Origin of the sequence: Candidatus Microthrix subdominans (assembly GCA_016719385.1) — a bacterium.
In the GTDB taxonomy this organism is placed as follows: domain Bacteria; phylum Actinomycetota; class Acidimicrobiia; order Acidimicrobiales; family Microtrichaceae; genus Microthrix; species Microthrix subdominans.
Window position 1 is genome coordinate 871,172 of record JADJZA010000007.1, and the last position, 19,913, is coordinate 891,084.

The 19,913-nt window shown below is 66.4% G+C and carries 19 protein-coding genes; 9 read left to right on the top strand and 10 right to left on the bottom strand.

Going from position 1 to position 19,913, the window contains the following annotated elements; translation table 11 throughout:
- Positions 1-158: 158 nt before the first annotated feature.
- Together IPN02_14205 and IPN02_14210 are read right to left on the bottom strand one after the other, a co-directional pair.
- Positions 159-611 (bottom strand): hypothetical protein, encoded by a 453-nt coding sequence (locus IPN02_14205; protein MBK9297956.1) that lies wholly within the window; start codon positions 609-611, stop codon positions 159-161.
- Positions 612-739: 128 nt separating this feature from the next.
- The gene (locus IPN02_14210; protein ID MBK9297957.1) at positions 740-1,948 is read right to left on the bottom strand and encodes a TetR family transcriptional regulator C-terminal domain-containing protein; all 1,209 of its coding nucleotides are present in this window, start codon (positions 1,946-1,948) and stop codon (positions 740-742) included.
- Positions 1,949-2,061: 113 nt separating this feature from the next.
- On the opposite strand from IPN02_14210, the gene IPN02_14215 reads away from it, so the two are divergent.
- Positions 2,062-3,129: a DUF2804 domain-containing protein gene (locus IPN02_14215; GenBank protein MBK9297958.1), complete on the top strand. Its 1,068-nt coding sequence runs from the start codon at positions 2,062-2,064 to the stop codon at positions 3,127-3,129.
- A 222-nt stretch (positions 3,130-3,351) separates the two neighbouring features.
- Here IPN02_14215 and IPN02_14220 read toward each other — a convergent pair whose 3' ends face one another.
- A complete protein-coding gene (locus IPN02_14220) occupies positions 3,352-4,893 on the bottom strand; it encodes an alkaline phosphatase family protein (protein ID MBK9297959.1) in 1,542 nt (513 codons plus the stop codon).
- A gap of 87 nt (positions 4,894-4,980) precedes the next feature.
- Here IPN02_14220 and IPN02_14225 point away from each other — a divergent pair, with 87 nt between their 5' ends.
- The 3 genes from IPN02_14225 to IPN02_14235 are packed head-to-tail and all read left to right on the top strand — an operon-like array spanning position 4,981 to position 7,664.
- Positions 4,981-5,361: a hypothetical protein gene (locus tag IPN02_14225; protein ID MBK9297960.1), complete on the top strand. Its 381-nt coding sequence runs from the start codon at positions 4,981-4,983 to the stop codon at positions 5,359-5,361.
- Between the two features lie 36 nt (positions 5,362-5,397).
- Positions 5,398-6,240: a dTDP-4-dehydrorhamnose reductase gene (gene rfbD / locus IPN02_14230; protein ID MBK9297961.1), complete on the top strand. Its 843-nt coding sequence runs from the start codon at positions 5,398-5,400 to the stop codon at positions 6,238-6,240.
- 56 nt (positions 6,241-6,296) lie between these two features.
- A complete protein-coding gene (locus IPN02_14235; protein MBK9297962.1) occupies positions 6,297-7,664 on the top strand; it encodes an FAD-dependent oxidoreductase in 1,368 nt (455 codons plus the stop codon).
- A gap of 26 nt (positions 7,665-7,690) precedes the next feature.
- Here IPN02_14235 and IPN02_14240 read toward each other — a convergent pair whose 3' ends face one another.
- Positions 7,691-8,188: an SRPBCC family protein gene (locus IPN02_14240; GenBank protein ID MBK9297963.1), complete on the bottom strand. Its 498-nt coding sequence runs from the start codon at positions 8,186-8,188 to the stop codon at positions 7,691-7,693.
- Positions 8,189-8,299: 111 nt separating this feature from the next.
- Between IPN02_14240 and IPN02_14245 the strand changes: the two genes are divergently transcribed.
- The gene (locus IPN02_14245; GenBank protein ID MBK9297964.1) at positions 8,300-8,659 is read left to right on the top strand and encodes a hypothetical protein; all 360 of its coding nucleotides are present in this window, start codon (positions 8,300-8,302) and stop codon (positions 8,657-8,659) included.
- 45 nt (positions 8,660-8,704) lie between these two features.
- Positions 8,705-9,661 (top strand): hypothetical protein, encoded by a 957-nt coding sequence (locus IPN02_14250; GenBank protein MBK9297965.1) that lies wholly within the window; start codon positions 8,705-8,707, stop codon positions 9,659-9,661.
- Between the two features lie 15 nt (positions 9,662-9,676).
- Here the strand turns inward: IPN02_14250 and IPN02_14255 are convergent, their stop codons facing one another.
- Positions 9,677-10,477 carry an SDR family NAD(P)-dependent oxidoreductase gene (locus IPN02_14255; GenBank protein ID MBK9297966.1) on the bottom strand — a complete coding sequence of 267 codons (801 nt, stop codon included), beginning with the start codon at positions 10,475-10,477 and terminating at the stop codon, positions 9,677-9,679.
- A gap of 266 nt (positions 10,478-10,743) precedes the next feature.
- Between IPN02_14255 and IPN02_14260 the strand changes: the two genes are divergently transcribed.
- Complete coding sequence (locus IPN02_14260) at positions 10,744-11,163, top strand: hypothetical protein (GenBank protein ID MBK9297967.1); 420 nt, start codon at positions 10,744-10,746, stop codon at positions 11,161-11,163.
- A 194-nt stretch (positions 11,164-11,357) separates the two neighbouring features.
- Here IPN02_14260 and IPN02_14265 read toward each other — a convergent pair whose 3' ends face one another.
- The 3 genes from IPN02_14265 to IPN02_14275 form a co-directional block, all read right to left on the bottom strand.
- Entirely contained in the window at positions 11,358-12,665 is a 1,308-nt protein-coding gene (locus IPN02_14265; GenBank protein ID MBK9297968.1) for a DUF2236 domain-containing protein, read from the bottom strand.
- A gap of 114 nt (positions 12,666-12,779) precedes the next feature.
- Positions 12,780-13,070 (bottom strand): hypothetical protein, encoded by a 291-nt coding sequence (locus IPN02_14270; protein MBK9297969.1) that lies wholly within the window; start codon positions 13,068-13,070, stop codon positions 12,780-12,782.
- Positions 13,063-13,305, bottom strand: coding sequence for a hypothetical protein (locus tag IPN02_14275; GenBank protein MBK9297970.1), 243 nt, complete (start codon positions 13,303-13,305; stop codon positions 13,063-13,065). The genes IPN02_14270 and IPN02_14275 overlap by 8 nt, the downstream gene beginning before the upstream one ends.
- 213 nt (positions 13,306-13,518) lie before the next feature.
- Between IPN02_14275 and IPN02_14280 the strand changes: the two genes are divergently transcribed.
- Positions 13,519-16,368: a DEAD/DEAH box helicase gene (locus tag IPN02_14280; protein MBK9297971.1), complete on the top strand. Its 2,850-nt coding sequence runs from the start codon at positions 13,519-13,521 to the stop codon at positions 16,366-16,368.
- 184 nt (positions 16,369-16,552) lie between these two features.
- Here IPN02_14280 and IPN02_14285 read toward each other — a convergent pair whose 3' ends face one another.
- Together IPN02_14285 and IPN02_14290 are read right to left on the bottom strand one after the other, a co-directional pair.
- A complete protein-coding gene (locus IPN02_14285; protein ID MBK9297972.1) occupies positions 16,553-16,870 on the bottom strand; it encodes a hypothetical protein in 318 nt (105 codons plus the stop codon).
- Positions 16,860-17,120 (bottom strand): hypothetical protein, encoded by a 261-nt coding sequence (locus IPN02_14290; GenBank protein ID MBK9297973.1) that lies wholly within the window; start codon positions 17,118-17,120, stop codon positions 16,860-16,862. Before IPN02_14290 ends, IPN02_14285 begins: the two co-directional genes overlap by 11 nt.
- Before the next feature lie 137 nt (positions 17,121-17,257).
- Between IPN02_14290 and IPN02_14295 the strand changes: the two genes are divergently transcribed.
- Positions 17,258-18,253: a GNAT family N-acetyltransferase gene (locus IPN02_14295; GenBank protein ID MBK9297974.1), complete on the top strand. Its 996-nt coding sequence runs from the start codon at positions 17,258-17,260 to the stop codon at positions 18,251-18,253.
- The last annotated feature ends 1,660 nt before the right edge of the window (positions 18,254-19,913 follow it).

Genomic DNA, 19,913 nt, shown 5'->3' on the forward strand with positions numbered 1-19,913 from the left:
CCAGAGGAAGTTGCCCGGTGTCGAGCGTGACCCACGCCCGCCGTCGACGCAGGCTCGCAAGTACATGTAAATCTTTGGGACCCCGCTCTGCGCGGCTGTGGGGCGCCGAGGTTGGCCTCGACGCCCCACACTGCCCATCGATCACATGACGGCGATGCTCAGTAGTTCAGATTGGCTGGGCCCTTGTAGCTGCCCTTTCCGCTCTTTCGGACTGCGTTGTAGTAGGTGTCGGTGAACCCGGCACACCGCCTGGCGCTCCAGGTCTTGGTGAGGTCGCTGCCGTGCTGCCACTTGCACGAGGCGATCATGTCGGCCTTGAACAACGAGTCGCACGTCTGCCGGCTCACCCAGTATGGGGATGCGCCGGTACGTGATGACCCGCCGTAGCAGCCGTCGTGATGATCGCATGGATGGTTGAAGTTGAAGATGCCCGGCATGCTGTCGGGGATGACCAGGCCGGCGCCGGAGGGGCCACACCCGTTGGACTTCCATGGGTGCGAGCTGTCGTTGCCCGGCGTCGCGGCGTTGGTCCCCGTGTGAGCACCGGCGGTGCCGACGACGGCGAACACCGGCAACAGCGCCATGACGGCGATGGCGAACAGGGAGCGCACGGCTCTCCGGGATCTGGGACGAACGGTGGTTGACATGTCGGGTACCCCCCTGGGTGATTGGTTCGGGAGATCATCTGTCAGGCACCGAGAGGCAATCCATCGCTACGACGCGGCAATTTGCCGCGAAGTCAGCAGGCGGCGAGTGCGTCGATGACCGGCTGGATCCGTTCCACCGAGAATCCGCGGCAGGCTAGGCGAAGTGCCGTCTCTGCCAGGTATCCCGGAAGGTTGCGGTCATCGCAATCGTCCGGCATCGCTTCGGGCTGCAGCATCCCCCCGAGCGCCTGGAGCGTGTCGATGACCACCGGAGCGGGATGCGGATCGTTGACACACAGCAGAAAGAACCGAACCAGCTCGCTCCGGCCGGCGGTGATCGTGGTCAGCGCGCTGACACCGGAGGCCTCCCCGTCGCTCAAGACCATCAGGGCTTGCGCCGCCGAGGCCAGTTCCTCGGCCACCAGCTTCTCGATCGAGCCGATGATCAATTCCAGATGCGGCTCGTCCATTCGCATCCGTTCGGCGAGGGTGGCCACCGAGATCGTGCGACAGGCACCTCCCCGCTGGATTTCCTGGGTCAGCTCGGCGAGTGCCCGGGCGCGAACCTCGAAGATGGTCGACCCCTCGAAGCTCTGGGTGGGCCGGGTGTACCTCGACACCGCCGACTGAAACGGCACCGGTGCCTCGTCGGCGTCCTGGGTCAACGTTGGAAACAGGCCAAGCAGGACAACGCCGAACAGGTCGTCGGTGACCGCTTCCGGGTCGACGGCGCGCCGCACGACCAGCCCCTCGACGAGGGCGCCCATGCAAGCTGCCAGCGTGCCGGTTGAGAAGCCCGGTCGCATCTTGCGCCCCCAGTGGGACAGGAGGGAGTCAAACAGGTCGGCGACGATGTCGTCGAGGTGCCGATAGATCGACCGCAGCTGGTCGGCGACCTCAGGGTCGTTGCGGCCCACCCACAGCGCCAACTGCACCTCGGCGATCGGTTGGGTGGCGACGTCGGCGAAGTACAGCTCGCACATCGCCTTGATCGTGCGGACGGGATCGACCTCCGGGGTTTCGAGAACGCTCGCCTTCATCGCTGCTGCCAGCTCACGGGTGGCGCCGGTGCGTTCGGGGTCGAGCCAGTGCTCCGCCAGGTTTCGCAGCAGCCCCTTGTCGTTGCCGCCCTTCCCAAGCCTGATCAGCGACGAGTGGACGGCGCTGCGCGACATGTGAAGCAGGTCGGCGACCCGTTCGGCGCTGACGCCCTTCTCGAGCACGAGGTAGCCGTTGCTTTGGATGTGATGTGCGGTTGCCCGGGCCAGTTCGGACGCCCGGCTGGAGCCGTCGATGGTCATGGGCCAACCGTGACAGATCTGTAGGTGTGAGCGGCAGCCAAACGAGATCGTGTTGCGGGATCAGACGGGCGGGAGCGACCGGCGCGGGACCGGTCAAGCTACCGTCTCGGGCTATGTCGACGACCCCAACGCACGAGCGGCGGCTGACCGATCCGGTCGATCTGACGAGGCCAGCCGGCTCCCGGCTGAACCCCGGCGGCACCCACCTGAACCCTGACGCCGTCGGGTGGTCCTCCACGCCGCTGCACCGAGCCAACCTTCGAGGCAACTGGGGTCGGAACAAGCGCTGGGACTATTGGGCGGTTCTGGCCGGCGACCTGGTTGTTTCGGCTACCTATGCCGACATCGACTACCTGGGCCTGGCCGATGTCTGGTGGGCCGACCTGGTCACCGGAGAGCACGGAGGCGTCAACGTCGTGTCGCCTCTGGGGCGCGGTTTGGAGATGCCCGAACACCCCGGCACGACGCCCCTCAGGCTGCGCCATAAGGACCTCGACCTGACGATCGACGACGCACACAACGGAACGACCACCATCTCCGCTCGCTGGACCGAGGCCGACGGGTTGCCGGCCGAGCTGGAAGCGCACATCGCATTGCCCGAGGGGCACGAGTCGCTCAACGTGGTGATTCCCTGGAGTGAGAAGCGCTTCCAATACACCTCGAAGCATCAGGCCCGGCCCGCCACCGGACGCCTCACCGTGGGGGGCGTGACGCGGGTTCTGGAGGATGGGCCCCGGGGTGCCTGGGGGGTGCTCGACGTCGGAAGAGGCCGCTGGCCCTACTCCACCCGTTGGAACTGGGGTGGCGGCGCCGGGCGGGCGAGTGGGGACGGGCCGGTGGTCGGCCTTCAGATCGGCGCCAAGTGGACCGAGGGCACCGGGCTGACCGAGAACGGCGTGATCATCGACGGCCGACTCACCAAGATCGGCGCCGAGCTCGGCTGGGAGTACTCGTGGGACAACCCGATGCGGCCGTGGAGGATCACAGATCCGAGCGGCCACCTCGAGCTGGAGCTGACGCCCCGCTACGACAAACACTCCCGCACCAACGTGGGGGTTCTGAGCACCGAGACCCACCAGGTGTTCGGGGACTGGTCCGGCTGGGTGGCCGACGATGACGGCCAACGCGTCGACTTCGACGACCTGCAGGGTTTCGCCGAGGAGTCCCGCTCCCGCTGGTAGGCCAGCGGCGCTCGACCCGGCCGCCGGTCCCAGATCTCACCGAACCGGGGAGTGGAAACGACCGCCTGAGCGACGGCCGGGCTCCCGAGTTCGCCGATCGCTCCCAACCGGGGAGTGGAAACGACCGCCTGGGCGACGTCTGGGCTCCCGAGTTGGCGTTCTTGCGGTGGCTGGGCGGTGCGTGGGGTCAGCCGTGAGTAGGGGGCAGGCGCGAACTCAGGCTCAGGTGAGGTAGATGAGGCCGCCGCCGACATCCCGGTGGGGCACGCCGGTCGCCTCCAACTCGGATGCCCAGCCGCTGGACACCGCCGGATCGCTCTGCTCCATGCCGTGGTCAGCGAGCACCACCACTGCCGTGCGCTCCCGGACGCCTGCGGCGTCGATGGCGGCGATCACGTCGCCCACCCTGGCGTCGGAGTCACGCACTGCCGCCCGGGCGGCCGGGTGATGGGGGCCAACCTCGTGGGCCGCTTCGTCGGTGAGCGACAGGCTGCACCAGCTGAGCGTGGGCAGCGGGTTGCCGTCGACCTGACGCCAGGCGTTGATCGTGTGGGTGACGCTCAGATGGTCGACCGTCGACATGAAGTCGTACTGGTCGCTGCGCAGGCCGGGGTCGTCGGTGAGGTGGGTGACGTCGTCGAGTTCGGGCAGGCCGGAGGTCACGCCGTCGCGCACCAGGGCAAAGGTTGAGAAGCTCGCCCCGGTGTCGCAGAACTCGAAGCTGGCGCTGGTGTAGGCCCCCGGCCGGCTGCGGGCGACCGCCGAGAAGAGCGTCTCGATCGACGGATCGACGTGGCTCGACGAGTGAAACATCTGCTCGAAGGACAACAGGTTCACCTCGGTGTCCCTCTCACGGTCGTACCAGGCGTGGTTGATCACGCCGGAGTGGCCCGGGTGGGCGCCGGTGAGGGCTGTGGTGTGGTTGGCGAGGGTGGCGGTCGGCAACGAGGCGAACACGCCGTGGCCAAACGTGGTGCCACCGGCGGCCAGAGCGGCGATGTTGGGGGCCTCGCCCGAGGCGACCGCGTCGGCGAGCAGGTTGGCGTTGCAGCCGTCGAGCAGGAAGACGACCAGGTGATCGGGGGTCTCGCCGCTGAGCACGTCGACTTCGGAGTCGCCGTCCTGGCGGGCCAGCAGGGCATCGACCCGTCGCCGGCCGGTCGGGCCGACGCCGGCGGGATGGGGCTCCACCCCCAACAGCGCGGCGAGGGTCGGGGCGATGTTCACCATGCGGGTCGCCCGGTCGAGTGTGCCCAGCGGTCGCACGCCGCAACCCGACAGGATCAGCGGTGCCCGTCCCTGGACGGCGCCGAGCGAGCCGTGTTGGCCGACGTTGTCGTGGATCGAGTGGGCGCCGGTGTGGGTGGCCAGAAGGTCGGGTGCGTGGGCGCCATCGAAGAACTGGGCGATCCCGTCGTAGGCGTAGGGATAGGAGTTGTCGACCCGGTCGGGGAAGCGGTGTTGCCGCTCGGCGTCGAGGCCGAGAAAGCGGTCGGTCGCCTGATCGGCCAGCGGGTTGCGACCGGTGACTTCCAGCTCGTCGAAGCGCCACCGTCCGCCGTCCTCGACGCGGCGGAACAACACCGAACCATCGACCGCTGCGGCCCGGTAGGTATCGGGGGCCGGGGACCAGAGAGCCAGCTCCATCCGGTCGGCCAACTCGGGCGTCGTCAGCGCTCGTTCCAGAGTGGCGAGTGCGGTCAACCGCCCGTCCGGTTCGGCGGCGGAATCGGTGGTCGCAAGGTCGAGGGCTTCAAGCTCCATGGGACGGAGCGTAGGGGACGGGCCGAGCGCCCAAGCCTCCCGATCACGAGGCGCTGCGGGTCTGGACGGTCGTGTCACACTGACCTGATGAACTTGACGATCACCCCGCGCCATGCCCGCACCGCGCTCGTCGGTATTCGCGGCTGCGTCGGCGTCGGCGCACTGTTCGCACCGAGCGCGACCGGCAAGCTGATGGGCATCGATGCCGAGGAGAACCCGGCCGCCCCCTATCTCGCTCGCCTGTTCGGCGTGCGGGAGTTGTTCATGGTGGCGCCGTTTGCGCTCGGCGCTTCCGACGACGTGATCGACTTTACGCTGCGGTGCGGGGTGGCGGTCGACAGCGTTGATGCGTTGGCTGCGGTCGCCGCCGGCGTCACGAAGAGTCTGCCCACGCAGGCAGCGGTGATGGCTGGGCTGGTGGCCACGGCTGCGGCCGGTCTGGGTGCCTTTGCCTGCACCGAGCTGTAGGAGCAGCCACTCCAGCCATCGTGCAAGGATGGCCAGATGCGCATTCTGCTTACCGGTGCCCGTGGACAGCTTGGAACCGATATCGCTCTGCGGCTGTCCGACCGCGACGAGGTGTTGGCGGTCGATCTGCCCGAGTTCGACCTGACCGACCGGGACACCTCGCTCGGGATGGTCACCCAGTTCTCGCCCGATGTGATCCTCCACTGTGCGGCGTTCACAGCTGTCGACCGGTGCGAGGCCGAGCCCGAGACGGCATGGCGGGCCAACGCCTTGGCCACCCGGTTTCTTGCCGACGGGGCCCGTCGGGTGGGCGCCCACGTCGTCTACATCTCGACCGACTACGTCTTCGACGGCACCAAGGCCGGCCCCTACCTCGAGTGGGATCGACCCAACCCCCAGTCGGTTTACGGCCGCTCCAAGCTGGGTGGCGAGCTGGAGATCGACGCCAACTGGAGCGTGGTGCGCACGTCGTGGGTGTGCGGCGAGCACGGCCACAACATGGTGAAGACGCTGCTGTCGCTGGGGGAGGGGACCAAGCCGCTGAGCTTCGTCGACGATCAGCTTGGCCACCCCACCTTCACGTCCGACCTGGCCGGCATGGCGATCAAGCTGGGCCGCGAGCGAGTGCCGGGCACGTTCCACTGCACCAACCAGGGTGCGGTCAGCTGGTACCAGTTCGCCCGCACCGTGTTCGACCTGGCCGGGTTCGACCCGGAGCGCATCAGCCCGATCATGACCACCGATCTCGACCCGCCCCGCCCGGCGCCCCGCCCGGCCAACTCGGTGCTCGACAACTTCGCCTGGCGCCATCACGGTTTCGTCGAGAGCCGCCACTACACCGAGCCGCTCCGCGAGCTTTTGGCTGCGCTTCAGGGCTGATTCTCGGCCGAAGGCGCTCGGCGGCCCCGAACGGGCGCGATGGGTAGCCTGCGGGCATGCCCTTGCGTTTTGTGATCATCGGTGGTGGCCCGGCCGGCGTGGCCGCGGCGACCTATTCGGCCCGCCTCGGAGCTGAGGTGACCGTGATCGAGCGCGACGTGCTGGGCGGCGCCGCTCAGCTGTGGGACTGCATCCCATCCAAGGCGATGATCGCCACCGGCGCCACGTTCAATCAGGTGACCGAGGCCGGCTCGATGGGCGTTGGCGTGGGTGACTCGGTGGTGCATCTTGATTCGGTGCGCGACCGCATTGAGTCGATCACCAGCTCGCTGGTGAGAACCAACTGGACGCTGCTCGAGAGTCAGCATGTCAACGTGATCGAGGGCACCGGCCGCCTCGTCGACCCGCACACGGTGGTGGCCACGCTGGCCGACGGTTCGGAGGAGACGATCGAGGCCGACGCCATTCTGGTGTCCACCGGCAGCCGCCCGCGCATCCCGGACTGGGCCGAGCCCGACGGCGTGCGGGTGCTGACCACACGCCACGCTTACCCGCCGCCGGAACTGCCCGAGCACCTGATTGTGATCGGCTCGGGCGTCACCGGCGTGGAGTTCGTCCACATGTTCAGCTCGTTCGGTTCCGAAGTGACCCTGATCGTCAGCCGCCAGCAGGTGCTGCCGCAGAAGGATCCCGAGGTGGCGGCGGCGTTGGAGACGGACTTCCTCGGCCGGGGCGTTCACCTCATGAAGGGCGCCCGGGCCGTTGGTATCGATCGAGGCGAGGACGGGTCGGTCACCGTGCGCTGCGACGACGGGCGGTCGGCGACGGGCTCGCACACGTTGCTGGCGATCGGGTCGATCCCCAACACCGAGAACGTCGGCCTGGTCGAGGCCGGGGTGGCCATGGACGGCCTGTGGCCCAAGGAGCTCGACCACCACCTCCGTACCAACATCCCCAACATCTATCTGGCCGGCGACGTGTCGGGGAAGCTTCCGCTGGCCTCGGTGGCCTCGATGCAGGGCAAGAAGATCGCCGAGCACGTGATGGGCCTGCACATCGTTGAGCACCGTCATCTCGATTACGACAAGGCCGCTTCGGCGATCTTCACCGAACCCGAGATCGCCGACGTGGGCCTGGCTGAGGCCGATGCTTTCGCCGAGGGGCGCAAGGTGCGGGTGACCAAGGTCCCCTTCGCCACCACCTCCAAGGCGCTGATCAACAACGATGCCCGGGGCTTCGTCAAGATCATTTCGGATCCGGCGACCGGTGTCGTGCTGGGCGGATCGATCGTCGGCCGCCACGCCGCCGAGCTGATCTCGGTGCTGGCCGTCGCGGTCACCGCCGGGCTGCGGGTGTCGGACCTGGCCGACAGCCTGCTGGTGCACCCGGCCCTGGCCGAGGCGCTCGCCGAGGCCGCCGAGTAGCTCGGCTCGGCCGCGGCGGGCCGAGCTCAGGCGTAGTGGTTGCCGAGGAGTTCCTGGTAGCGGTCGGCGTCCCAGTCGGGCATGGCGTTGCCGTGGAACGCTGCGTGGTGGCGATCGGCGTAGAACTCCCAACCGGGCCCGAGGTCCACGGCGCTGAGGTCGTCGGGGAGTCGGTGGGTAAAGGTCATCGTGGTGATGCCGTCGGATTCGGCGAGTTCAAGCTCAAGTCGCCACGGCTCGCCCATGCCGGCGGTCTCGACCAGGAATCGCGTGGGCGGCTCGCATTCGATGATCTGCATCGGTTCGGCCGGAGCGCCGTCCTCGGCGCTCATCGTCACCATGATGGTGCTGCCCGGATGCAACTCGCCCTCAATGCTGCCGTACCAATGGGCGACGCGGTCAGGTTCGGTGAGGCTGGCCCAAACATCGCCGATCGGCGCTGGAAAGCTCCGTTCGATGATCAGCCGCTGTCCATCGGGGCCGGAATGGACACGGCCGGAGGGTGCGCTCGGGTAGGTACTCATGCTTGTCATACCTCATCAGTTCGAGAGTGTCCTGATAACCGGGAATAGGCAGCCCCTTATTCCCCCTTACACTCCTAAGTGGGAATAGGTCGAGTGAAGGGGGAGGTCATCGTGAACGGAACCACAACGCTCGCCCCCCATGGTGCCGAGACGTTTCCGTGGGTGCAACAGGGTCGCGATGGAAGCCGGGCCGATCGGGAGTTCAGCGAGGTCACGGTTTCTCTCCCTCCTCACTTTCACGGGGTCGACCTCGCCGTCGATGCCGAGTTGTCGGCGGCGTTGGAGCAGGCGATGCAGGCCATCACCAAACTCGATTCCACCCACGGCGTAGCGCTGGCGCCCTTGCGTGGCATCCTCCTCCGCGCCGAGTCGGTCGCCTCCTCCAAGATCGAGCAGATTACGGCGGGCGTCGATGTGCCGCGCCTCTGGGCGAGACCAGAGCCTCTAGCGGGTCGGGCCTTCCGAGCTTAGAATGAACTATAGACGGGCTTTGAAAATTCTTTCGGGGGACGACCTATGAGACCGAGATTCCGATCGCTACTGCCGCTGGTCATGCTGGCCATGTTGTTGGCACCCGCCGAGGCTGGTGCCGCCGGCCCTGGAGGCACCATCACCGTCACGCCGGCGACCGGGCTGGTCGATGGGCAGGTGGTGACCGTCACGGGCACGGGTCTTCCCCCTGGCACGGAACTGGAGATCTTCCAGTGTCGTGCCGGTGCTGTTGACGAGTCTGGTTGTTCCGGGTCGGTGGCCTTCGACCTCGCAACCGACAACGTCGGGGGGTTCACCTACACCATCCAGGTCGATGCCTTCACCTTTGGTTGGGGCGTTCTCGCCAGCGGCCAGGGTGGGGACGAGATCGACTGTCGCGCCGGTCCGGAAGCTTGCTTTATCGGAGTCGGGTTTTTGGCTGACGCGGGCGAGTCGACCAAGGCGCCCATCTCGTTTGACCCGACGGCACCGCTTCGGCCCCCGGTGAGCGCCACGGTCGAGCCGTCCACCAACCTGCGTGACGGACAGGTCGTTCGTGTGGAGGGCAAGAACCTGAGCAACCGCGAGCAGGCGTTCATCTTCCAGTGTGCGAAGTCGGAGCCACCGGGGCAGACGTGCGCATTCGCGGACGACCTCCGACAGGTCCCCGACGATCAGGACAGCATCTCGCTCGACGTGATGGTGCATGAGGTGGTGCGGGACCCTGATGGCAGCGAGGCCGACTGCACCGGCGCTGCCGGCGACTGCGTCATGATCGTCTCGTGGGGTTTTAGCTTCGATCCCGACCGCATCGCCATCGTTCCGCTGTCGTTCGCTGCCGACGCACCTCCTCAGGTGACAACGACAACGGTGCCGCCCCCGCCGTCAGACATTCCGCCCTCAGCGTCCGACGATGTTGCGCCATCGTCCCGCGATGACGTGCCGTCCTCGCTCAACGCCGCCGCAACCCCGGTCCCCCTGGCTCCATCCTTCACGGGTTAGATGGTGAGGCGCCGGTCAGGTCAGTTTGTCGAGGACGCGCCCCATCAGGCCGGTGCGGCCGGGCACGAGGCGTGCGGTGATGTCCAGCAGTCGGGCGTCGAGGCCGACCACCACGCGGGCCCGGTTGTGCTCGATGCCCCGCACCACTCCCTTGGCCACGGTGCTCGGTGGACGCAGGATCAGCGGGGCCAAGCGTGACGAGGCCATGGTGGAGAGGCGCTCGCTCTCGGCGCCTCGGGCGGCAGACATGATGTTGGTGCGGATCGAGCCGGGGAACACCGCCGTCACCCCAACCGTCGATGCTGCCAGTTCTCCCCGAAGTGCCTCGGTGAACGAGCGCACCGCTCCTTTCGAGAGGGCGTAGGCGGCATTCTGGGGTAGCCCAACGAAGGCCACCATCGACGACATGTTGACGATGTGGGCTTCGTCGGCCTTGCGCAGTGTCGGCAGGAAGTAGTGGCAGCCGTGCACCACGCCCCACACGTTGATGTCGGTGATCCAGCGGACGAGGTCCAGGTCGTCGGCCTCGAAGCGGCCCGCCGCCGTCACCCCGGCGTTGTTCACCAGGATGTTGCAGGAGCCGTGGGCGGCCACCACTTCGTCGGGCAGCTCGGACATGCGGGTCGGGTCGGAGACATCGGCGATATGTGTCGTGGCGTGGGTCTTGACGAGCGCGGCGGTCTCGTCCAGTCCGTTCTGGTTGACGTCCACCAGCGCCATCGCACAACCCCGCTCGGCCAGGGCCAGGCTGATGGCCCGGCCGATCCCGCTGCCTGCTCCAGTGACCACGGCTACTCGACCGTCAAGATTCTCCATCTCCTCATTCTGTCGCAGCGGCGGGTAGGCGGCTCAGTTGCGGATCCCCAGAAGAGCGAGTAGCGCCGCCGGGAGCACGCTGGGCGGCGCTGCTACCAACCGATGGTCCGCCGAGATGGCGTCAGGCAACCGAAGGCTCGGCGTCTTGGTCAATGGAAGCCCGTGGAACCGGAGGAAGGGCGTGGCGAGCACCCCTGGACAATTGAGAGGGCAGGCGTACGCTTACTGTGAGGCGGGCGATCTCGCCGGCCAGGGCGGTGACAAACATGGTTCACCTACGCGTTGTTCGGAATATCGCCGTCATGATGGTGGTTGGTTTGCTGGCTCTGACGCTCGGCATCCCCTCGGCCGGTGCCGACATGGTGACGGTAGGTTCTGGCGCCTCGACGGTCGTCAATCAGGTCGCCGTTGCCCAATCAGCACCGGCGTCGCTCGTCCAGGCCGACCCGGTCTCGAGTCTGTTCGGCCTGCTCCTGCAGTCAATCGGGGGCGCTTTCCTCAATTGGGGCGAGAGCATCATGAACACCGCCATCGCCGATGGCCCAGCGGCATTGGGGTCCTGGCAGATTGGGAAGTTCGTCTGGGACGTCGGCTGCCAGTGGGGTGTCGCTGGTGAGCAACTCGTCCCGGGACTTCCCCCAACCTTCCCGTTCAAGTGCACCCTGTTTCCCCGCTGGCCCTACTGAGTTCGCTGAGTTCCCCGGACCCTAGGGCTCACGGCCACTTCGGCATACCGTGCGTGTCCGACCCAGGTCTGACCACGGCTATCGGCTGTGCGATCCTCACCGGCAGTGTGGAATCCAGCCGCAATAGTTGACAGGTAGGGGAGCGAGTTGGGTGTTGGACGGCACGGACTCGCGCAGCGGTCGGAGGGGGAGGCCTATGCCCACTCGGCGGCGTCGGTGACGAAATCGGCGTGGCCGTAGCTGTCGAGCAACTTGGCCAGGCGGCTGTTCAGGTGGGCGTCCACGTGGCCGGACACCAGCGGCAGGCGCAGGCCGAGGCGGTAGCCGGCGATCGAGCTCCCCACCACCAGGGCTGCCAGACCGGCCGCGATCTGCTTGTCGAGCCCGAACTCAATGCCCATCTCGTCGGAGCGGTCCGTGTCGCCGCCCATGAACTGACGGATGAGTATGAACCGGGAGAAGCCGTCCTCGAGCCAGGCGTGCACCTTGCCGCCGATGGTCGACGTGTCGAAAAGGTCGACGGCCATCGTGCCGCGCACCAGGCTGCCGCAGGTCTCGTCGTCGTAGCCCTCCCGCAGCGAGACGTGGCGGGCGGTCAGCAGGTCGACGATCTCCTGGGGCGTCTCGCCAAGTAGGTCCGCCGGCAGCCCGAGCAGGAAGCACCGGTAGCGGGACACTTCCACGGTGGCCCGCTCCTCGTCGGTGAAGGTGGTGCGCCCCGTTCCGAGCACCTTCATCGACAGCATGAACACGCCGATGAGCCCGGCCGGCATCTGGTCGACCTGAGGGATCGGGATGCCGTAGGTGGCAACGTCCCAGCGGTCTGAGCGGAGCAGGTGGAAGCGCACCATCGAGTGCATCAGCCGCACCTTGGCCGCCGCCTGAAACCCCTTGCCGTGGCGATCGAGCGCACCCGGCATCGTCGTGGCCGTGAAGAAGCTGGCTGTCTCGAACACCCGCTTGACCGCCGCCTCGTTCGAGAGGGCGCCGGTCATCGTCATGGGCAAGGCCGCGTACTTGTTGAGGAAGGTGGCGAGGAACGCACCTCGGATGGCGAACGGTGTGGCCGTGGCCATCGGCACCCGCTCCTCGGCCGCACCCTTGCGAACCAGGTCGAGGTCGAGCCAGTCCGGCGTGGCCTCCATCGAGGCGATCAGGTCGCGCAGTTCCTGCGGTGCGTCCTCGACGGCGTCCACACCCTCGGCGCAGGCCTGCTCGACCTGGCCGATCAGCGTGCCCAACCCGAGCGTTGGGATGAGCGCGGCGTAGGCGTCGGCCACCCGGTCGCCGGTCATCGTGTAGTTGCGCATGCGTTCCAGCAGCTCGGGCCGGTCGAACACGCGGGCCACCGGCTTGCGAATGCCCGCGAAGCGTTCGTCGTCGATGGTGGCGTCGTGGTCGAGGCGCTCGGGAACGATCGAGAAGTCGACCTTGCCGTACACCTCCGGGACCAGCGTGGCTTGATCGAGCACGCTCTGGTCGTAGGTCGTTGTTGCCGGCATCAAGCCGCCCCTCGTCGATGTGATGCGAACGGTAGCGCTCGTGGCAAACCTCGGCTCAGAAAGACGAGCTCCGCACTCAGCCGTTTGTTTGGCTGGCCCGAGCAGGTGGGGAGCTCAGGCAACCGAGCCAGCTGCACCTTGGTCAATGGCGGGTCCGTAACGCTCGTGTGCCGCCTGACCTGAAGTTCCGATGAGGCTCCCGATCTGTCGCCAGCTCACCCCGTCCTCGCGGGCTCGGCGGACTGCATCCACGACTTGGCGTTCGCTCGCCGCCAGGTCGCGCACTGCCCGCTGCAGGAGGTACTCGGCGACCGGTTGTTCCACACCGTCGGACGGGTCGATGTTCTCGAATCGGTCCGCGAGTTCGTCGGCGTGACTGATGATCTCCTGCAACGTTCTAGGCATGGCGCTCCTTCAGAAACTTTGCTTGGGCTTTCATCGCGTGGAAAATGACGTCGGCGTCCCCCACCTGTTCGTGGGCCACGCCGATTTCGAGAAGCCGGCCGGCCCGATCGGGACCGATGATCATGGACATGTCGTCGAAGTGGATGATCCGCCAGGGATACCGGAAGGCATGGAGGATGTCATCGTCAGAGACTCGATGGCGGCGAGCACTGGGCAAAATGGTTGGCTCACGCATGTCAGGGTACCTTGAGAGCGTGTGGGCGGCAAGCGCTGGTTCTGGTCACAACCAGGTTGAGCAATGGCATCACGTGTGTCCACGGGTAGGGCTCCCCGGTGATTGAGTTGCCCCTCTGAGCGGTCACTGGTGGACACAGCGGATCGCCCGGGGTGAGCAAAGCGGCGCCGTGCCTGGCATTGTTGAGCGACCGCCCACGGAGGAACCCCGCCGATGCCCGTCGCCACCCCCGACAAGTCGCTGTCGTTGATCGCCCCCGGCGCCCAGGTGGTGGTTCGCGATGAGGAGTGGCTGGTGCGGGCCATCGCCCAGACCCCGGCTGACGGCATGCGGGTGCGCTGTGTGGGCACCTCCACGCTGGTGCGCGACACCGAGGCGACGTTCCTCACCAAGCTGGACAACATCACGCCCCTCCGCCCGGAGGAGACGAAGCTGACGGCGGACGACTCTCCGCAGTTCCGGGCATCGCGCCTGTACCTGGAGGCGGTGCTGCGCAAGACGCCGGTGCCGGCCAACCAGACCGGCCTGGCCCTGGCCGACCGGCACCTGCTCGACCGCCTCGACTTTCAGCGCCGGGCCGCCCATAAGGCCATCGCCGGGTTGCGTCCCCGCCTGCTGATCGCCGATGCGGTCGGCCTGGGCAAGACGCTGGAGGTGGGCCTGATCCTCGCCGAGCTGATCCGCCGGGGCCGGGGCGACAAGATCCTGGTGGTCACGCCCCGCCACATCCTCGAGCAGTTCCAGCACGAGCTGTGGACCCGCTTCGCCATCCCGCTCGTGCGCCTCGACTCCGACGGCATCGCCAGGGTGCGCCGGGAGATCCCCGCCAACCGCAACCCGTTCAGCTACTACCGCCGGGCGATCATCTCGATCGACACCCTGAAGAACGCCGGCCGCTACCGCCACCACCTCGAGGGCATCCACTGGGATGCGGTGGTCATCGACGAGTGCCACAACCTGGTCAACCGGGGCACCCTCAACAACCAGCTGGCCCGGGTGCTGGCCCCCCGCACCGAGGCGCTGCTGCTCACCAGCGCCACCCCGCACAACGGCGACCCCGAGAGCTTCGCCGAGCTGATCCGCCTGCTCGATCCCACCGCCATCGCCGACCCGACCAGCATCGAGTCGGCCGACATCGACCACCTCTACGTCCGGCGCCACAAGGCCCACGACGAGGTGGCCGCCGAAGTGCGGGCCGACTGGGCCGACCGCCTCGAACCCAAGCCGCTGCTCATCGAGGCCTCGGACGCCGAGAACGCCATGTTCACCGAGCTGGCCGACACCTGGATCCACCCGACGTCGGGCATGGCCCCAACGTCGGGCAAGGGCCGCTCCCTGTTTCCGTGGACGCTCTTCAAGGCGGCGCTGTCGTCGCACCGGGCGCTGGGCGAGACGATCACCGCCCGCCGCAACACCCTCGCCAAGCGGGAGACCGTCGACCAAGCGAGCGGCGCCGAGAACACCAAGGCGGAGGATGCGGCGCTCGAACGCCTGGGCGAGCTGAACGCCGCCATCGACGACCACAGTGCCTCCAAGCTGACGGCGCTGATCGAGCAGTTGCGAGAGATCGGAGTCGGCCCCCGCAGCAACACCCGGGTGGTCGTGTTCTCCGAGCGCATCGCCACGCTCGACTGGCTGGCCGCCACCGTGCCCAAGGCACTCAAGCTGAAGGACAAAGACGTCCGGGTGCTGCACGGCGGCATGGCCGATGTGAAGCAGATGGACGTCATCTCCGAGTTCGGCTTGGCCGAGTCGGGCGTGAAAATGCTGCTCACCGGCGACATGGCCTCCGAGGGCGTCAACCTGCACCGCCAGTGCCACCACCTGATCCATTTCGATCTGCCCTGGTCGCTCATCACCATCGAGCAGCGCAACGGCCGCATCGACCGCTACGGACAGCACCGCGCCCCCGACGTGCGGGCACTGCTACTCAATCCCGATCACCCCCACCTCCACGGCGACGTGCGCATCTTCACCAAGCTGCTTCAGCGTGAGGACGAGGCCCATCGGGCGTTTGGCGAGTCGTCGTCGCTGCTGGGCGTGCACACCGAGGCACTGGAGGAGGAGGCGGTGATGGCCAGCCTGCAGGCCGGCGTCGATCCCGACCTGGCCATCCCGGCCGAACCACAGAATGACTTCGACCTGATGGCGGTGCTGTCGGGCGCCACCGGCACCCAGGCGGTGCCCGTGCACCGGCCGCCCAGCCTGTTCGAGAGCGACTCGGCGTTCGTCGACGAAGCGCTCCGTCAGGCCTTCGACGATGCCGATACCACCATGGGTCTCCGTCGGGATCCGGGCGACGAGACGTTCCTGTCGTTGGTGCCGCCCAAGGACTTGATCGCCCGGATGAGGGCCCTGCCCCGCTCCTACCTGGCCGAGCAGCGGGTGGCCGAGCGGCTGAAGCTCACCGGCAACGAAACCCTGGCCAACGCGCAGCTGGTCAAGGCCCGGGAGTCCACCGATTCGGGCTGGCCCGACGTGGGCTTCCTCGCACCGCTGCATCCGTTTGGCGACTGGCTGGTCGACAAGGTGCTGGCCACGGTGGGTCGTAACGAGGCGCCGATCATCGTCGCAGATGTGGACGAGCCCGTGTTCTGCGTGCAGGGCATGTACTCCAACGGGCGTGGTCACCCGCAGCTTGTGGAGTGGATGGCCGTCACCGAGCACCTCGGCACGCCGGTGATCGCCGACCTGTTCGAGGTGCTCGAACGGGCGAACGTCGACGCCGACATGGCCAACCCCGGCACACCCATCGACGTCGAGGTGCTCCAGGATCAGTTGGGCGACGTGATCGAGCAGGTACGTAACGAACTCCAGGTTCGCCGCGACCTCTACGAAGCCGAGCTTGCCGAGACGCTCGCCGCCCCGCAGGAGCGCCTACGTGCCTGGGAGGTTCGCTCCGAGCAGTTGGCGATGGACCTGGTGGAGCACCGCCGCGCCCAACGGGTTCGGGGCATCGATGGCGTCCGCTCCGACACCACTCGGCTTATCGAGTCGATGCACACCCAGGGCGACCCGCTCATTCGAGTGCTCGCCGTCATGGTGGGACCGAGCTACCGGTAGATCAAGCTGGCCTCTTCCGCTCGTGTGCCGACAAGTCGGGGACTCAGAGAGTGCTGTAGCACCAACGCCATCTGTTCGAAAACCGTTCGACGAGTCCAATCGATTCTCATAGGAGGCAACCAGCTGGTCCGTCTACCGGTCGTGCAGGTGGGCCGGCCCGAGAATGGAAATAGTAGGCCCTGAGTCAGCGCAACTCCTCGTCTCGGTAGTAGAAGGCAAAGGCTGCGCCTAAAAGAGTTACCAAGGGGGTAATTAGGATCCCCGCGAGGGCAACTGCGTCTTGGGCGACTAGACGCTTGAGCATCACAGCCACGATCAGGAGAATCGCTTCGAGCGCGATCACTGTGAGCAGAGCGATGGCCAGGCGCCATTGCCTGACCGGTCGCTGGTCAACTATTCGCGCTGCTGCCGACCCGCCGATGTCATCGCTGGTGATGACATCGGTCTCGACGTCTTCAACTCCTAGGAGTAGACCGTCGCGCTCGGAGGAGTCATCGCGCATTGAAAAGTATAACTTCCCGGGTCTCCCCATCCTCCTTGATGAACACCTGAGAGTTCTTGTGCTCTACGGCGAAGAATCGGAACATAGCGATTGACTGCCTGATTAATGAAGTGAGCGACAGCTCAAGGGCATCGGCTGTCTCGCGCACGGAGTCGTACGCATCGGGGGTCAGCTTGACCGTGATGCGACGGACCTCGCCCGGCTCCCTCAACTTTGTGCCGACCGCCTGAAGTTGACTCTGAGTGTCCATGGTGTCCTCTCGTGGTGCTTGATGTGCTGTTCGTCTACCGGTAGGGTAGCACCAAGTGCAGCATAAGAGCATCAAAAAGTCGTCAAAAAGTAACCCAGCAGGAATTCGGGTGGCTGGGTCAGAGCCTCGGGGGAACTATGAACGACGAAGTGCCAGGGAGTGAATCACGTACTCGCCGTCCTGCGCTCAGAGTGAGCTTGGAGGGCCTGACTGGGATCTTCGCCGAGGAGCCGTTGAGCAGATGGCGATTCCACTCGGGGGTCTTATGGCGAGGTCTCTGGTGCGTAACGGACGCGTTTCGGGACGATGAGGTCGAATACCACCTGGGATCGACCAGCGGCGCTTTCAAGGCTGCCATTCCTGACGGCTCTCGGGACGAGGTTGATGACGCAGCAACCATTGCGGAAGAGATGTCCCTCAACTATCTGGTGAACCGTGCTCGAGATGTGGCAAGCGTTGACAGCGCCGGGCGAGAACTAGCGAAGCTCGGCCAACTTCAACGGCTGGCGATACATGGGGTTGACCCAGAACTGAGCTGGGCAAGGGTCGGATTTGGGCGAGATCCGGCTGTGAAGTGCGAAGTCAAAGGCCGGATTGTCAGTTTGACCTCGTCTGCGTGGGATGACCGGGTCCCCAGCGGCCTTGCGATTACCCAGCCCTTGCAGTCCGTGATCCGGCGCATTCGGGCTGCGGCCGACGAGGGCATAGTGCGTCACTTGGCGAGCGCACCAGAGGTGCAGCGGTTGGGAAAGGCCTCGTACGACCAAGAAGCGGTGGTCAAGTCTCTACTTTATGACTCGGATTCGCGAGTCAACTACTTGATCACGTTTCGCGGCGAGGACGTGGGTTTTGCGCACGTCGAGTTCACAGAGGACGAAAATGGACGATTTGGATGGCCTTGTATGGTCGTGACCAAGCCTGACCTCCAGGGGCAAGGGCTGGGCACTCGGGTCATGGCAGCGTTGTGCCATGAAGCAGTAGTGAGAAAAGCGGTGCCTCATTTGCCGCTCAGCCAGGACGCTGAGGTAGTCGAGCGAATCGCAGTGCGCCTCGGATTCGAATACGGGGGAATTAGGGGAGGTATTGAACGTGATGCCTCGGTGCCTTACTACCAGCCGCCTGCTGATGAGTAACCCACCGTCCTGGGAGGGGGACGGCGATCGCGACAGTACGAACGAGCAGTCGCTATCGGCTACGAGCCCTGTGATCATCGGCTAGCGGCGGCACCGCCAGTTGACAAGTTGGACTTGCGGGCGTGACGGGATGACCTCCCTTCCATCAAGGCAACGGGTGGTGACCGCATCCGTAGCGCGAGGAGTTCTCCGGGACACCGAATAGTCGTAGCGCGTTTTCCAGTGGAGCGGGCTTTGGGAGCCGTCGAGGCCGGCGTGGAGAGTTGAACAGAACTGGGCCGGGTGTTCGGTAAGAGTTCGAAGCGCGCAAGTCCGACCAGAAGCCTGATGAATAGGGGGAACGCGGCGGTGGGGCGACGCTGAACAGGATGGGCCACAATGGGATGGTGTTTGTTCGCGCCCCGGTCGTCCAGTGGAGCCCAGCCGTCAACGGCGCTGCGGCGCCGTGTGTCTTGGCACAGGTGGGCGTGAGTCGGTGACGTTTTCGTCGATCACCAACCGGGGTGAGTTCTTCTCGAATCACTATCTGGACGCTGTCATTGGGGGCGACCTGGGTGATCTGCGTAAAGCGTGGGATGAGGCGGAGGGCAAGAGCGAGCCGTCGGCTCGTAGCACTCTGCGCGGCTCAGGGAGCGGGTTCTTCGCAGCGCGGGCAACGGCAAGCGAAGCCACAGGCGACCGGGCGTCGGAGGCGATCCGCAGTCTCAACGACGTCGTGCTGAAGGCGCTCGGGTTCACTCCACAGCGCGAGACTCTCGATCTGGTCCGCAACACCACCGACACCCTCACCCTGCTGGTGGCGGCCAAGGCCGAAACCGGCACGGGCCTGTGGCTGGTCGCGCTCGACGCCGGCCTGGCTGATTCGGCCGACGACCTGTTCGACGACGAGTCGACCCAAGCGGCCGGCGAAGAGGCGGAACAGCAGTCCGCCGGGCTCCTCCTCGAACCGGGCCAGCGCCGTGGCGACAAGAAGCAGATCACCACAGCAGCCGACGCAGTCGGCGAACTGTTCGCCATAGACGAGCCGCCACGGTTCGTCCTAGTGCTCGGGGGCCGCATCGCGCTCCTGGCCGAGCGGGCGAAGTGGGCTGAGGGCCGGTATCTGGCGGTCGACCTCGACGCCGCCCTCGAGCGCAACGACACCAAGGCCAGGGGCGAGCTGGAGACGATCGCCGCATTGTTCTCCGCCGACGCGCTCCTCCCCGGCGGCGCCGATGGCGACGGCGCCCAGAGTGCGCTTGACGATCTGGTCGAGAAGTCACACAAGCACGCCGTGGGGGTGTCCAAGGAGCTGCGGTCCGGTATCCGGGAGAGCATCGAGATCCTGGCCAACGAGGTCATCGTCCAGCGTCTCACCAGCAACAAGGCGGTGTATGAGGGCCCCAACCGGGTGGACGCCAAGGTGCTCACCACCCAGTGCCTGCGTTACCTGTACCGGTTGTTGGTGTTGCTCTATGCGGAGTCCCGTCCGGAGCTGGGCATCGTGCCCGTGAACGACGAGGCCTACCAGGAGGGCTACAGCCTCGACCGGCTGCGCGAGTTGTGCCTGGTCGATCTCGACACCGGACACGCCAGAGCGGGCAGCCACCTCAACCAGTCGCTCACCGCCCTGTTCGAGCTGGTCAACGAGGGCTACCACCAAGAACACGCCGAACAGCAG